Here is a 15,147-nt window from a genome sequence, read left to right on the forward strand (position 1 = left end):
CGCTCGTTTAAACGTTAACTTATCGCCTCATCCGTAGGGATATTAAATAGCCGTAATGCGCCCATCATAACCTTAGAGAATAATGGAGCTGCAACTGCGGCAGCATAATAACCTTTTTTGGAAGGTTCATGAATAATGACCACTACGACAAATTTGGGTTTGGAAACAGGGGCAATCCCAATGAAGCTTGCCGTATATCTTCGATCCTTATAACCGTCTTTACCGGCCACACGTGCAGTTCCTGTTTTACCTGCTACTCGATATCCAGGTACCCTCGCCGATTTACCTGTACCATCTTTTCCTAGTACAGCCTCCATCATCGCCAAAACTTGTTTTGCTGTTTGCGCTTTAATCACTTGTACACCCGCTGTTGGTGGGTCATTGTGAATTAAGGTAACTGGAATTAAGCGCCCCTCATTAGCAAAAATCATATGCGCTTTGGCTAATTGCAATGCCGTTGCCGATAGGCCATAGCCAAAGGCCAGAGTTGCTAAAACAAAAGGGTTCGCATCTTTCACTTTAACAATACTCCCATCACTTTCGCCAGGATAGGTACTTTCCGTGCGTTGTCCAAAACCACAACGCTGTAATAAGCCAATTAATTGTTCTGGTGGGCTGGCTAACACCATTTTAGTCACCCCAACGTTACTTGAGTGCTGCAAAACACCCGTTACATCAAGCACCCCATAGTTATGTATGTCGCGTACTACATGGCCATGTACCGACATCCAACTAGGGTTAGTATCAATAATTGTTGATGGAGTATATAAACCAGTTTCCAGGGCACTTGCTATACTGAGTGTTTTCATAACAGAACCCGGCTCGAACGTATCCGTGACTGCCCTATTTCTATAGGTATCTTTATCATAACGTCCGCGTGAATTAGGGTTATAGGAAGGCACATTAGCCATCGCTAAAATTTCCCCATTTTCAGTATCTACGACTACTACCGATCCTGATTTTGCGCCAAACTCCTCTACAGTTTTACCCAACTCACTATAGGCTAAATACTGCAGGCGTCTATCAATACTTAACACCATATCGCGACCAGGACGTGGTTCTTTAATCACATTTAACTCTTCAATAATGCGACCAAGGCGATCTTTAATTACTCGTTTTTTCCCCACGACGCCCTTTAACCAATCCTGATAGGCTAACTCAATACCCTCCAAGCCTTGATCATCCACGTTAGTAAACCCTAGTAACTGCGAAATACTATCTGAATCGGGATAATAGCGTTTAAATTCTTTCTGAAAATTAACCCCTGGAATTTTCAGTTTCTCAATTTGTTTCGATAAAGCTGGAGGTAATTGTCTTTGTAAATAAAGGAACTCACGATTATCATTTTGTGCATCAACTATTTTTCTGCTTAGTTGTTTCGGAGTTAGATGCAAGTACTCAGCTAAAGACATAAATTGGTCTTCATCAGGTGAGAACTCTTTAGGATTGACCCACACCGATTCGACAGGGGTGCTTATAGCAAGCGGTGCACCATGACGGTCAGTAATCATGCCACGATAAGCAGGGATATCTACCGTACGTAAGCTACGCGCATTGCCCTGCCCTTGCAAAAATTTTCGATGCAACACAGTCAAATCAATCATTCGCCAAATCAAAATAAGCGTTAGCAAAATAAAAAACGCAGAGACAATAACCAGTCTGTTCAGATGGCGTGATCTTTTCATAGGCAACTACTCAAATTATTATTATGGTTTAATCTTGACCTGATGATTTGCATATAATGTCCTTATTCAGAACAGACAGCATGACAATCCTGATGCTTAAAATGAAATTTTAGCTGGTTTTTCAACCCACGCTATGTTCCTAGTATTAAGCGGTCACAAATAACTCGTGATGGTACTCGCTTAATACGAAAACTTCCAGACCCTGCTTAGTCGAATGCCTTAACTGTTTTCTAACCCCGTGGCTAGGCTGGGCCGTCAAGCCCAGCATGAGAAGCGGTACAACATTGCTGGAGTTTGTAGCCCTACCTACTTACCTTATTGTTGTCCCTGCAACCAAAAAGTATTTTTAGTTGTTGGTAGAACCATACCTAATTTGTCACTAGCTAAATCTTCTACTCGTGCCGGAGTTGCAAGACTTGCTTGCTCAAGCAACAATTGCCCCCATTGTAATTGCAAATAATGAGTTTGTTGTTCTTGTTGTTCTACCTGGCTAAACGTCGAACGATATGAATTCGTACTATAAACCACGGCTAATGCACTTACTAATACGGCAACTACTAATATGATTAACATATATGATGACCTTGACATCTGCATATCTGCCAGTTGACCATTAAATAAAGTACCTTGATTAATCACTTTCGCTGCAGCGTTCATGCTAATTTCTCCCCTATCCTGAGTACGGCACTCCTAGCTCTGACATTTTCTCTTACTTCATTTTCCTGCGGCATTATTGCTTTACCTATTCTCTTAAAATTTGTCTTTAACTCTTCATAACGAATTGGTACTTCTGGTGGTGGTCTTTCTCCTTGCTCCTTGTTCCGCATAAATTGCTTCACAATGCGATCTTCAAGAGAATGAAAGCTGATTACTGCTAATCGTCCATGGGGCGCCAATACCTTAAGACATTGTTCTAGACAACTACTTAAATCATTTAACTCTTGATTCACATGAATGCGAATCGCCTGAAACACTCGAGTTGCTGGATGTTTATGCTTTTCCCACTTGGGATTTGCTTCCTTTACTATTTCTGCCAACTGCAATGTTGTGGTAATTGGTGCGTTATTTCTAGCAGTAACAATCGCCCGCGCAATTCGTCCAGCAAAACGCTCTTCACCATACAATCTGAAAATTGCCGCCATTTCGTCTGCTTCAGCATGATTAACAAAATCAGCAGCACTCATTGATTGTGATAAATCCATGCGCATATCCAAAGGACCTTGTTGCATGAAACTAAACCCTCGCTCAGGGTTATCGATCTGTGGTGAAGATACTCCTAAATCCAACAAAATACCGTCTACTTTACCTAACACTCCTGCATCAGTAGCAAACTCCTCTATCTGAGCAAAAGAACCGTGAAAAATATGAAAGCGTTGATCTTGGCCAAAACGTTCTTTCGCATGAGCGATTGCATCTAAATCCTTATCAATCGCATACAAACGACCTTGGGCATCTAAATGACTCAAAATTTTCTGACTGTGGCCACCACGCCCAAAAGTTCCATCAAAATAAATACCGCTACTTTTAATAGCTAAGCCATCTATTGACTCATCGAGTAGCACTGATTGATGCATTGCCATTTTTGTTTCCATTACAAAGAAAACGTTTTCATTTCTTCGGGTAATCCAGAATCACCTGAACTTTCCTCCGCCAACCATTCTTCGCGTCGGGTATCCCAAAGTTCCTTACTCCAAACTTCAAATTTATTTCCTTGACCAATCATCACCACATCTTTTTCCAACTTTGCATAATTTCTTAAAACCGTAGGGAGTAATACCCGACCATTCGCATCCACTTCCACATCAGTAGCATGCCCAATAAGCAAACGTTGGATTCTACGTGCAGCGGCATTAAAGCTAGGCAATTTCTGTAAGTTATCTTCAATTACTTGCCACTGCGCGGCGGTGTAGAGTAGCAAACACGTTTCTTCGGTATCAATGGTCACAACCAAAGGAATTTTTTCCTCAGCACCTAAGGCAGAACGATAGCGCGTAGGTATCGCTAAGCGTCCTTTAGTGTCTATGGTGATGGCGTTTATTCCCCGAAACATGGTTCTCTCTTTCTATGTGAAAGTTTTCACCTCCACAATTCTCCACTTTTTTATTATTTTACTCCACTTTTATACACTATAGGAACACATTTCTACACCCGTCAAGCGAAAAACCCACTTTTATGGCAAATTATTTGTAATTTTTTTGAGCGGGCAAACAAGATGGGCAAAAACAAAACAATAGAACAATAAGCTACTCAACAAGGTATTTTATACTGCATTGATTTTTAGGAATAAAGTGGGGGAGTTTCCCGTGGACCAGCCACGGGAAGTCAATAAACGTGATCAATGACTTTTAGCAGAAGTGTAGGACGTTGTCGTCTCATCCTTCGGCGCCGAAGAAGAGGCTTGAGGCTGTTTTGAAGCAAATGTTGTTTGCGAAACAGAACTAACTTTCACTGGTTTTTTTTCTTCTGTAGACTTTTCTATTTTAGGCGTACTCACGTTCGGCTTCTGGTTTTTCACAGACTGTGTAGGTTTGAGTAAGGGTTGCGCTTTGTGGCCCCGACTCCTTAAAAGCTCTTGCTCTAATTCAGAATCAAGTTTGTTGCATTCTATGACTACTTCTGTAACTGTTGGCGGAATTGCCTCCATAATTTGCAATAGCTCAGTCTTATTAAAGCTCGAAAGTCCATTATTTCTTAATGACAGATACTTTACCCTTTTTGATATTGAACTCAAAGCAAGACACAAATAAGTGTGATTGTTTTCCCCTGTCGGATCCAAACGATGAAGACTGTTACTATCTAAAATCATTGTCTTAACTTTACACGATTTAATAATGAAACAGACGTCTAACTTACCAAACTCGTTCATTCTCATTGAGCTAAAGTTGACTTCACTAATTTTCTCGGGATCAATGGATCTTACCATATGAGCTAATTTCTTAGGTCCAATGTTGTGCAGACTACGGCACAGGCCCTCATTAGTGGCGCGGTACTTGACTGACCGGTTATCCATCAAAAAGAACGAATGCATCATATAATTGACCATATGAAATTGAACATCGATTTCAAGCGAGGAATTATTAGATACTTGACTTCCAAAAAAATGGGAACGTTCGTCTTCATTGTAACTCAGCTCATTCTTTTGAATAAAAGGCTTGAATATTGTTTCGTACCAAGAACTAGAATTTAAAGAAGTGTAGTCATAACCAAAAAATTTCTTTTTAAGCTGACTTTTAGGATCGAAAAACCTTTTGTCATTTTTTTCACCCATTCCACCAGTCACATTTATTACATCAATGTTTTTAGCAGAAAACCCCTTACGACCCGACAGTTGCCCCATAATCATTAAGGCTGTCCACAGATAAGCCACATCATTTACATCTTCACCAACTCCCGATATCTTAAATACTTGGTCCTGCGGAAAATCGGCGCCTGGTTTTATCCCATGAGCATAAAAATAACCTGCTAATTTCATTTGTGCTATAGCTAATGCACAATAGATTCGCAGTTCTTCATTACCTTGTTTCTCTTCAGGGAGTATTTTGAATTTAGGCATAATAATTCCTTTACTGTTCTCTGGACTTTGCTACTGGTATCTGTATCTATATCCAATCATTAAAATTACTCATTGCATCATAAAAGCCAACAAGCACTGCTTAAAAAAACAGCATAGTTTATGATGTATCCCCACAAAATGGAAGTACATTTTATGATTTTCGTTTTATCTTAAATATAAGAAATTGATATAAATATAAAATTATTTTTTGTGGTTTCTCTAAATAAGTATAGGCCGCACAAGAACAAAACAACATCAAATTGACCATTTAAAGACCGCGTGGATTATAGAATAATCGGTAGGCTGGGCTGTAAAGCCCAGCAAACACTGTGGAGCCTGTCCCGATACAGGGCCTTAACAAACCCAACCTAACTCCAAACTCAATAATTCATCAACGCAGCTAAACGAATACCTTGAAGAACTAAATCAGGTACAAGATGATCGTATAAATCTTGCTTATCGAATAAAGAAGCAAACCCCCCCGTTGCTAATACCAAAGCCTTACTCGTACCAAAAGCTTCTTGTTTCATACGTTGAATTAATTCACGGCAAGCACCAAGAGCACCATGATAAACACCTGATTGAATACTTTCTATAGTAGAACGCCCTACTGCATTATCTATTTTGATGATTTCTACAGCAGGTAATTTCGCCGTATTTTTCGATAAAGCATCAACAGATAATCGTACCCCGGGTAAAATTGCTCCCCCCAAATAAGCCTTTTGTGCGTTAATGACACAAAATGTGGTTGCCGTACCAAAATCAATGACAATAATGTTTTGATTAGGGTAGATGTGTGTTGCCGCAATTGCATTTGCAATTCTGTCAGCCCCAACTTCCACTGGATTACGGTATTTAATGTTCAACCCAGTCTTTACACCTGCTTGTAGCAAAAAAGGATCAATAGAAAAATATTTAAGGCATGCGGCACGCAACGAATAATCGATTTGAGGCACTACCGAACAAATACCAATTTTACTAATCGCTTCAGGAGAACAGCCATTTTCCCGCAAGACACTCTTTAAGAAAATGCCTAATTCATCAGAAGTACTCACTTGCGAGGTATGGCGGAAACGAAGTTTAATCTCATCGCCATCGAACACGCCACCATATATATGGGAATTCCCCACATCAATACAAAGAATCATTTATTTATACCTGCTTTAAAAAAGTCATGCGATTCTAGTATTCTTATGACAATAAAAAAAGCCCTGCATTAAGCAGGGCATAGAGTGGAGATACCGCATGTTACAACTACTTGGAAACTCCTTTGTTAAGGAGTTTATATTTATTGGTACAACGTAACCGATTTATAACCCGCCTTTGACGAAATCGAAATACAGGCTTAAGTACTAAAAATCCTACAATCCAACCTACCCTCTAATTAGTTTAGTAGGGTTTTACAATTACGGTAGTACCGACATCCATAAAATCTTGGTTCAACCATTTTGCAGCACTTGGTAATACCCGAATACATCCATGGCTGGCATTATAGTTAGGTACTTCATAAGCAGCATGGATAGAATAACCGCCGTGGAAGTGCATGCAATATGGCATTCTGGCTCCGCCATGGGTTTCAAGTGGGTAAACACTGGAAGTACAATCCTCGCCTTTTTTCGAGTAAACGTGATAAGTACCAGTTACAGTACGACATGGTTTACCAGCATCCTCACAAAAATCCTTACCGCCAGATGCGCTACCTGTATTTACCCTATTACCATCAGCATCATATGCAGCCCAAGCAGTTGCTTTCGGGTCAAAAATAAATACTTTTTTACCGGTCGCTACTCGTTTTGCAGGGAAATGGACCGTTCCTCGATGATCATTTGCCATGCTTTTTGTGTAATGTGTATAACCAGCGTCATCGACTACAGGTACCCCACCATCCATAGAAGAACATGACGCAGCTAATGCACAAACAGGCACTATAAGTAACATTTTTTTCATTTTTTTCTCCCTCTTTTTTCTTATTTATCGGGAGAAACAAAAATAGGTTTAGGCTTTTTTGTAAATTTTTTTTACTTTTTATTCATTTTATGAGTATCATGTTCATTTTATTTGAATTTTTCTTTTTGCTTTGGAAGCATAAATTGGATGGCTAACATGAGTTGTTTGTCAGTGCATTCAAAACATCCTCCCCGAGGCGGCATTGCATTTAATCCTTCATCAGTATGTTGAAACAAAATCTCCATTCCCTGTTTTAGACGTAATTTCCAATCCCCTTCTTCACCCACTCTTGGAGCCCCAACAGGAATCACGGGCTTTGTTGCATGACAGTTGACACAAAAATGATTATAAATCTGCTCACCTTCATTTTTAGAGCCACTCACCGACTGTAAAAAGTCCTGAGGACGATGGCTGTCTGCATGAGCCTGAAGAGAAAGAAAAAGCCAAGCAGTAGTACATATAATGATAAAACACCTAAGCATGTTATAAACTCCTTAATTTGATACTCTGTTTGCTGTATGATTCGAAAAAATATTTACAGGGACATTAGGGATATTGTTGTGAAAAAGAGCATACTAAGCATTTTACTATTTTTTGCAAGTGCGGGATTATTTGCAGAGCCAACTCAGTCACCTGAGTTATTAAGTCAAAAAATTGAACTGTACGTTCTTAAGCAATTGGCATCCTATAAAGAAGGGCGGATCCATGTTTCCGCAGACAAAATTGACTCCCGTTTAAGTTTAAAGGCCTGTGCAGAGGATCAATTAGTTGTATTTAATCCCTATAACACCCCAATTTTAGAAACCAACACAATGGGAATCAAATGCCAAGAACCAGAAAATCACTGGTCCTTATATGTACCCATTCGCATTATCATTCTAAAAACTGTTTTTGTAGCAAATCGCACATTAATGAAAGGCGATAAAATTACAGGCAATGATATTTACCAAACCGAGATGGACGTCCATAAATTAAAACATGGTTATTTTAATGACATAGATGATTTAATTGGCCGAGTATGTAAACAAAATATTGCGGTTAATCATGCCTTTAATCCCACCAACATTGAATTACCTAAAGTAGTTAATAAAGGAGAAAAGGTCTCTATTGTAGCTGGCAATAATAGTTTAACCATTAGCATGGATGGTATCGCAGTTACTGATGGCTCCTTAGGAGAAACCATCAAAGTACGAAATTTAAGCTCAAAAAAAATCGTTGAAGCGCAAGTTTCTGGAGAAAAAAGAGTCACTGTAGTTTTTTAAGCCAAGAATTTATTTTTTAATAAAAAAATCATAAAATTAAGAAAATTTACTAAAGTATTTTCTTGAGCTGCCGATAACGCGTTTACTGATGCAATTTTTAGGACTGCTAACTATAGGTCATCAGTATGAACTAAACACAAAACAACGTGAGGATAAGTTTATGTTTAATCAAATTAGTGATGCTACTCATGTAAAACCTATAGAGTCAGACAACCGTTTGAAAAGCAAACAGCTTGAAATTAATAAAATTTTAGCTGAGGGTTCTTCATCGTTTGATGACAACGTTAGCATCAGCAATACCACCAAACAGCTTGAAGCGATTAAAAAATCCTTAGAGACAGTTCCAGAAGTTAATGAGGCTCGTGTCCTCTATTTCAAAGCTGAAATTGAATTAGGTAATTACCAAATTAATAGTGACAAGATTGCTGCAAAAATGTTAAATAATACTGAAATGGCGTAAATTAAGGTAGTTATATGAATAACGACAAAGTAAAAGCATTATGCAAGCATTTAGAACAAGAAATTTCTTGGGTTGAGTCACTTAATGGTTTATTAGCCGAAGAAAAAGGACTTTTGGAAACTCGCCAATATGCTCAAATGGAAGAGTGCGCCAGCAAAAAACAAGACTTATCTAATAAATTAGAGAACAGTGCGAAGCAGCGTATGGAGATGATTAACTCTACGAACCAAACAGCCAATGCAGCAGATGCCTTAAATGCGTTTCTCAGAGAATGCCCAGAAGCTGAAATAAACTTAGTAAAAACACTAAATAGCAAACTTGCTCATGCGTTAACTCGTTGTCGCGAACTAAATACCGTAAATGGCCAAGTGATTGCGAATAATCTTTATGTTCGTCAGGAACTTGTTAATGCCCTCTCAGGGAATAAACCTGATGCAGTGAGTGTTTATAATGCTCACGGCAATTTATCCTCTTCAAACGATACTAATCGACATCACGAAGAAGCTTGATTTGAATAACACATAGGCTTCTAGGTTGAGTCTTGGACCCAACCTAGAAGCACGTAGCGTCCCTTACTGCCTACCGCATACGTAGTGCGCCATCTAAACGAATAACTTCTCCATTCATCATTCCATTTTCAATGATATGCCCTACTAAAGCAGCAAATTCCTCAGGTTGGCCAAAACGTTTAGGAAAGGTCATTGTTGAAATCAAATTATCTTGAACTTCTTGGGGCATATTCAGTAATAATGGAGTACCAATCAATCCTGGAGCGATTGTATTTACACGAATGGCAAATTGAGCTAATTCTCGTGCAGCAGGCAAGGTCATGGAAACAATTCCCCCCTTTGAAGCACTATAAGCTGCCTGACCTATCTGCCCTTCATATGCTGCAATTGATGCAGTATTAATGATAACCCCTCGTTCTTGTGATTTGCTATCCAACTCCAATGTAGACATTGCATGTGCCGCAACTCGCATTACATTAAATGTTCCAATAAGATTCACGTCAATAACTTGCTTAAACGCAGCCAAAGGCATTGCTCCGTCTTTACCAACAATCCGTTTAGCTGGGGCTATCCCCGCACAGTTAATACAAACTCGTGGCACACCAAGTTGAGCAATAGTCTGCTGCATTGCCTCTTCCACGGAGGCATCACTGGTCACATCACAATTAATAAATAAATCGGCCTCACTTTGAGGATCTGCTTGTTTATCCCAAATAGCTACTCGCATTCCTCGTTGCTGCAAATACTGAGCACACGCCTTTCCCATGCCTGAAGCACCACCAGTAATTAATGCTACTTGATTTGTAAAATTCACTATAACTTCTCCATTATTATAAACGTGTACTGTATTCCCGAACGAGGGACGTATTAGCGTAGCCTAATACGGGGATTAAATCTCGACATCCCATATTGCGACTTCGTTTGATACAGACTAGGTTCGAAAGAAAATTAGGACAAAAACTTTTTACTTAACTCTTTAAACTCAGGTGTGCCGGCCTTTCTTACCCACTCAAAAAATACCATTTCTGATGTAACTAAATGAACACCTGCTTGCTGCATACGTTTCAAACCAAATTTTAAATTGTTTTTTCCTCGGCTACTAACCGCATCAACAACAACAAAAACATCGAAACCCTGCTCTTTCATTTCCAAAGCAGTTTGCAACACACACACATGGGCTTCCATTCCGATTAGAATGAATTGTTTTTTATGAAATTGTTTTAAGCGTTGAACATAATTTACATCACTCATGCAAGAAAAATGAACTTTATCAATACATTCTTGCGAATCGAAATATTCCTTAAGTGGAGCGACCGTTGCGCCAAGCCCTTTGGGGTATTGTTCACTGACTAAAATTGGAACTGACAGTTTGTGAGCTAGTTTTAAAAGCCACTCACACTGAGAAATGAGGGACTCGCTGTTCATTACAGCAGGGGTAAGTTTTTCTTGCACATCGATTAATAATAATAATGACTCTTCTTTATTAAGTAACATCCCTATCTCCTTAAATAGTTGCTACGTCATCCCGAACGCAGGAGAGCCTGCGTCCAAGATGGTGTGCTTTGGAAGGATGAGGAAAAACTAAATTATGCTCCAGCAATATCAATAGTTTTCATAGCCACATCCATCTGTTTATTGCCACGCTGTACTGATACAGTGATTTTTTCACCAACCTTAATATCAGTCAACAAATTATAGAGTTCATCATAATTATTAACTGAATGACCATTAAGGGCAACAATCACATCACCTATCACCGTGCGTCCCCATGGATCGCGATGAGTGCCTTGCAAATGCGCTTGTGATGCAGGTGTGCGAGGAAGTACCTCAGCAACCAATATACCCTTGTGGACACCTAAACGATGCGCCACATTAGGTGCAACGCTATGAATACCTATTCCCGATAACACAACACGCCCATGCTTGATAATTTGTGACACAATCCGTTGAATATCATCAGCCGGCACAGCAAATCCAATTCCAGCAGAAGCCCCTGAGCGCGAAAAGATCATGGTATTCATACCGATTAATTGCCCAGCACTATTTAATAAGGGACCACCAGAATTACCTGGATTAATTGGCGTATCTGTTTGGATCATATTACGAATAGTCACCCCACCAATACCTGGAACTTGTCTACCTAATGCCGAAATAACCCCTTTAGACAAACTGTGATCTAAACCATAAGGATTACCAATTGCAATAGCCTTTTGTCCCACAATCAAATCAACAAGATGTACGACTTCAAAAGGTTTAAATGATTTTAGCGTGGATAAAGCATTTGGTGATTTCACTTGTAATACCGCAATGTCTTTACGTGGCTCAGAACCAACTACTCGTGCAGGAACCGTCATATTCCCCAAAGTAATAGCCAGTTTATCCGCACCTTTAATTACATGATAATTTGTAACAATATGACCTTGATTATCCCAAATGATTCCTGAACCAGAACCATCAGGAACCTGCATTTTCTTGAATGAATAATGATTAGTCACAGTTGCCAAGCGATGAACATAGACCACTTTGGGTGATGCTTGTTGAAATACTTGTACCGTATTCTGTTCATCTGGAAGAAGTGCATTTACATTAACGCTGTACGCAGGCACAGCTAAAATAACACCTAAAATAAATCCTAAGCGATGTTGCCTCATTGTTGTAATACTCCACAGCAATTATAAAATTGTATGCATCCCTTTAATGCAAGGAGATTGTATTATACATTGGGCAAAATGTCACCACTTGGCTTAAAAGCACAACTTAATCCTTAGTTATAAGGCAAAGGAAACTGAAGTATTTTTAATCTCACTTCCCTGGCCATTTTGTTCATCAAATACTCGAAGATGTTGGTTAGAGCGTTCTTCAGGATTATTAATGTCATTTTCTACTCGCTCTACTTCTTGTCTGGCACTATGTTCCACTCGAGTTTGCACCACAGCAATACTAGGTAAGGCATTACCGGCCCCAAAAAATTGCATCAAAAATTGTATGGGTGCCATCAGCATGTCTTTAAACGACATGGTACCTGCATCAATAAGCTTCACCGCCACCACCTCTGTATCATCAATATGACGTAAATAAACTTTCTCTAATAAGGCAGAATGTTGCTTGTAAATATTATCCAAATTGACGTTGCTCGCTTTCTCTTGATTTAACAGATACCGCTCAAAATCGGCATGCGTATCCCATAATATAGCCCTTCGCTTTTGTAATAGCTGCAACTCGCTGTCATAAAATGCGATCTTTTTATCAATTGCATCTCTTAATTTATCACAGATTGACTTACGTTCTGGAGAAACCTCCCCACTAGAAATAATCACCCCAGACTCTTTAATGGTTGCTTGAGCATAACGTTCTATGAGTTCTGTTTTTTTATTTAAAAGCTCTTCGATTTGATTATCCAAATACTTAATCGCGTCCTTATTTTCACCAAGCATTTGATAATGTGCTGTAAAACGCTTTTCATTTTGCATTTGCATTCGGATTTTCTCTAACTCGCTCGCTTCCTGCGCTAATGCCCTACTTTGTGCTTCATCATTTAATTTTTTATCTCTACTTAGTAATAATTGTCTGACAAATGCAGATGCGACCATCACTGTCCCAAATACTGCTGCACAAATAAGGCCTATAACCATCGGATCCATAATCCACTCCTTACTAATACAAATGAATCAGTTGAGTATGTATTTCAACTGCAAAATACTCATTAAACTGATGAAATGAATCAATCAAGGGCCATTGCTCAGATTGATTGCTAATGCGAGTCATTGCGGTTGAAAATATCGGCTGATAATAACTTTTAATAAAGGGCTTAATTTCCGTTAAATTAGAAAAGTTCTTCACCATCACAGTGGCATTTTCTTCTAAATTAGATAAGTGTACTCGTTCAATTACCTCAACCAGCTCATTTTGACCTTCAGCGGTTGATTTTAACCAATTAAGTAACGCCGTACGGGGTTTGAAGAGTAGTAATTGGTTTCCCTCTTCGATGGAAGCCTCCATCAAAATAATATGGTTATGCAATTCAAATCGGAAACAGCAAAGAAAATCTAAAAAATTAGTTTCAATTTCAGAACGAACACTGTCCCCTAACCACCGAGCAATTTCATGACGGAACATTTCAGGAAAACGCTTTTCTATTTCATTAAGGAGAGCATCATCTGAAGTTTGTTTTGGAATAGTGTAGGCCGTATTGTCGATTTGCAATAAACGCAGATCGGGTAATTTAACTTCTGGTAATTGAGACGCCAGAAATGATAAAAAAACAGCCGTAGGCTTTAAGACTATTATTTCATATGATTTTTGGCGCATAATTATCTCCTTATCTGTATCTTCTACATAAATCACAAAAAAAAAACCTCTCTGCGATGAATTTTTCTCCGCGGATGAGGGGACTTTAAATAGTATTAGCTGGTCCTAGGAGCAATTTACATTTCGAAACAGTAGAAATGTAAACTGCTCTTAATAAAACGATAGACCATGGACCAAGAGTTCGCGAATTAATTTTAAAATTTTTTCTGCATCGTGTTCAGGTATTAATCATATTAAAATTAAGATATTATCTTGGCTGATTAACTAGACAATGATTTAAGTGAATAAATTACCTGAGCAATTTACCAAGCCTTTGCTTGAATGGTTTGCTAACCATGGGCGCAAAAACCTGCCCTGGCAATTACCACGTAGTCCTTATCGAGTGTGGATTTCTGAAGTGATGCTGCAACAAACGCAAGTACAAACAGTTATCCCTTATTTCGAACGTTTTATGGCGCGCTTTCCAAGTATTAACGATTTAGCTCAGGCTCATGAAGATGAGGTCCTTTCCTTGTGGTCTGGATTAGGCTATTACAGCCGAGCACGTAATCTTCATCATACAGCTCAAATTATTGCTTCTGAGTATCAAGGGATTTTTCCTAATCAACTTGAACTAGTTCATGCATTACCAGGAATTGGGGCCTCAACAGCAGCAGCGATTTTATCGCAAGCCTTTAATCAGCCTACGGCGATTTTAGATGGGAATGTTAAACGAGTTTTAACGCGTTTTTTTGCGATTAAGGGACATCCTGAACAAGCTGCAATTAAAAAACAATTATGGCAGCTTGCTGATTCCTGTATGCCTCAAGAGCAATGTGCGGATTACACTCAAGCAATTATGGATTTAGGAGCTACTTGTTGCACCACTAAAAATCCGGATTGCCAACAATGCCCAGTACAAGATCATTGCTTGGCATTAAAATATAGAGAGCAACATTTATATCCAACCAAAAAAGTAAAAAAACCAGTACCTGTACAGCAACAACAACTATTAGTTTTATGTAATGACGAGGACAAAATCTATTTGGAAAAAAGAGGTCCTTCTGGGTTATGGGGTGGTTTGTGGTGTTTACCTAGTTTAGATGAAGGCAAATGCCCTCTTGATTTTATCAAGATGGAATATGATTTAAACGGCGAATCGCCGCAACATTTAATTGCGTTTAAACATCGTTTTAGTCATTTTCTTTTAGAAATAAATGCACTGAGGATTAAAACTAAAGCATTAGGAGCAAAATTGGCTGAGCCTAAAGGCCAGTGGTTTGCAAAAGAACATTTAAGTTCATTGGGATTGGCTAAGCCGACGAGCAAGATTTTGTCTTTATTAGATTGATAATAAAATCAACCGCATAGGGTGGACTGTAAAGTAAGACCCAGCAAATCCCGTCCGCTCTACTCCCAATGCTGAGCTGCTTTACAGCCCAGC

17 protein-coding genes are annotated in these 15,147 nt (G+C 39.0%); 4 read left to right on the forward strand and 13 right to left on the reverse strand.

The genetic code is table 11. The features are described 5' to 3' along the window. Nucleotides 1–14: 14 nt before the first annotated feature. The 8 genes from E1P08_RS10940 to E1P08_RS10975 all read right to left on the reverse strand — a co-directional run bounded on the left by E1P08_RS10940 (nucleotide 15) and on the right by E1P08_RS10975 (nucleotide 7,667). A complete protein-coding gene (locus tag E1P08_RS10940) occupies nucleotides 15–1,685 on the reverse strand; it encodes a peptidoglycan D,D-transpeptidase FtsI family protein (protein WP_133137066.1) in 1,671 nt (556 codons plus the stop codon). A 315-nt stretch (nucleotides 1,686–2,000) separates the two neighbouring features. Next, on the reverse strand, nucleotides 2,001–2,342 hold the full coding sequence (gene ftsL / locus E1P08_RS10945) for a cell division protein FtsL (protein ID WP_133137067.1): 342 nt from the start codon (nucleotides 2,340–2,342) through the stop codon (nucleotides 2,001–2,003). Further along, complete coding sequence (gene rsmH, locus E1P08_RS10950) at nucleotides 2,339–3,265, reverse strand: 16S rRNA (cytosine(1402)-N(4))-methyltransferase RsmH (RefSeq protein WP_133137068.1); 927 nt, start codon at nucleotides 3,263–3,265, stop codon at nucleotides 2,339–2,341. Before rsmH ends, ftsL begins: the two co-directional genes overlap by 4 nt. Before the next feature lie 11 nt (nucleotides 3,266–3,276). Next, the gene (gene mraZ, locus E1P08_RS10955; protein ID WP_133137069.1) at nucleotides 3,277–3,735 is read right to left on the reverse strand and encodes a division/cell wall cluster transcriptional repressor MraZ; all 459 of its coding nucleotides are present in this window, start codon (nucleotides 3,733–3,735) and stop codon (nucleotides 3,277–3,279) included. 285 nt (nucleotides 3,736–4,020) lie between these two features. Then, nucleotides 4,021–5,238 carry a hypothetical protein gene (locus E1P08_RS10960; RefSeq protein WP_133137070.1) on the reverse strand — a complete coding sequence of 406 codons (1,218 nt, stop codon included), beginning with the start codon at nucleotides 5,236–5,238 and terminating at the stop codon, nucleotides 4,021–4,023. Nucleotides 5,239–5,618: 380 nt separating this feature from the next. After that, a complete protein-coding gene (locus tag E1P08_RS10965) occupies nucleotides 5,619–6,386 on the reverse strand; it encodes a type III pantothenate kinase (RefSeq protein WP_133137071.1) in 768 nt (255 codons plus the stop codon). Nucleotides 6,387–6,627: 241 nt separating this feature from the next. Next, nucleotides 6,628–7,185: a L,D-transpeptidase gene (locus tag E1P08_RS10970; RefSeq protein ID WP_133137072.1), complete on the reverse strand. Its 558-nt coding sequence runs from the start codon at nucleotides 7,183–7,185 to the stop codon at nucleotides 6,628–6,630. 107 nt (nucleotides 7,186–7,292) lie between these two features. Beyond that, the gene (locus tag E1P08_RS10975) at nucleotides 7,293–7,667 is read right to left on the reverse strand and encodes a c-type cytochrome (RefSeq protein ID WP_133137073.1); all 375 of its coding nucleotides are present in this window, start codon (nucleotides 7,665–7,667) and stop codon (nucleotides 7,293–7,295) included. A 78-nt stretch (nucleotides 7,668–7,745) separates the two neighbouring features. On the opposite strand from E1P08_RS10975, the gene flgA reads away from it, so the two are divergent. From flgA to E1P08_RS10990, 3 genes are all read left to right on the forward strand, one after another. Then, complete coding sequence (flgA, locus tag E1P08_RS10980) at nucleotides 7,746–8,447, forward strand: flagellar basal body P-ring formation chaperone FlgA (RefSeq protein ID WP_133137074.1); 702 nt, start codon at nucleotides 7,746–7,748, stop codon at nucleotides 8,445–8,447. 160 nt (nucleotides 8,448–8,607) lie between these two features. Beyond that, nucleotides 8,608–8,907 (forward strand): flagellar biosynthesis anti-sigma factor FlgM, encoded by a 300-nt coding sequence (gene flgM, locus E1P08_RS10985; RefSeq protein WP_133137075.1) that lies wholly within the window; start codon nucleotides 8,608–8,610, stop codon nucleotides 8,905–8,907. Between the two features lie 14 nt (nucleotides 8,908–8,921). Next, nucleotides 8,922–9,416, forward strand: coding sequence for a flagella synthesis protein FlgN (locus E1P08_RS10990; protein WP_133137076.1), 495 nt, complete (start codon nucleotides 8,922–8,924; stop codon nucleotides 9,414–9,416). A gap of 70 nt (nucleotides 9,417–9,486) precedes the next feature. On the opposite strand, the gene E1P08_RS10995 is transcribed toward E1P08_RS10990, so the two are convergent. The 5 genes from E1P08_RS10995 to E1P08_RS11015 all read right to left on the reverse strand — a co-directional run bounded on the left by E1P08_RS10995 (nucleotide 9,487) and on the right by E1P08_RS11015 (nucleotide 13,724). Further along, on the reverse strand, nucleotides 9,487–10,230 hold the full coding sequence (locus E1P08_RS10995; protein ID WP_133137077.1) for an SDR family NAD(P)-dependent oxidoreductase: 744 nt from the start codon (nucleotides 10,228–10,230) through the stop codon (nucleotides 9,487–9,489). 134 nt (nucleotides 10,231–10,364) lie between these two features. Next, the gene (locus tag E1P08_RS11000; protein ID WP_133137078.1) at nucleotides 10,365–10,910 is read right to left on the reverse strand and encodes an isochorismatase family protein; all 546 of its coding nucleotides are present in this window, start codon (nucleotides 10,908–10,910) and stop codon (nucleotides 10,365–10,367) included. Nucleotides 10,911–11,002: 92 nt separating this feature from the next. Continuing rightward, nucleotides 11,003–12,067 carry a S1C family serine protease gene (locus E1P08_RS11005; RefSeq protein WP_133137079.1) on the reverse strand — a complete coding sequence of 355 codons (1,065 nt, stop codon included), beginning with the start codon at nucleotides 12,065–12,067 and terminating at the stop codon, nucleotides 11,003–11,005. 117 nt (nucleotides 12,068–12,184) lie between these two features. Next, the gene (locus tag E1P08_RS11010; protein ID WP_207387364.1) at nucleotides 12,185–13,057 is read right to left on the reverse strand and encodes a hypothetical protein; all 873 of its coding nucleotides are present in this window, start codon (nucleotides 13,055–13,057) and stop codon (nucleotides 12,185–12,187) included. Nucleotides 13,058–13,070: 13 nt separating this feature from the next. Then, nucleotides 13,071–13,724, reverse strand: a complete 654-nt coding sequence (locus E1P08_RS11015) for a hypothetical protein (protein ID WP_133137080.1) — start codon at nucleotides 13,722–13,724, stop codon at nucleotides 13,071–13,073. 280 nt (nucleotides 13,725–14,004) lie between these two features. Between E1P08_RS11015 and mutY the strand changes: the two genes are divergently transcribed. Continuing rightward, entirely contained in the window at nucleotides 14,005–15,054 is a 1,050-nt protein-coding gene (gene mutY / locus E1P08_RS11020) for an A/G-specific adenine glycosylase (protein ID WP_133137081.1), read from the forward strand. The last annotated feature ends 93 nt before the right edge of the window (nucleotides 15,055–15,147 follow it).

Origin of the sequence: Legionella rowbothamii (genome assembly GCF_900639985.1) — a bacterium.
Taxonomy (GTDB): Bacteria; Pseudomonadota; Gammaproteobacteria; order Legionellales; family Legionellaceae; genus Legionella; species Legionella rowbothamii.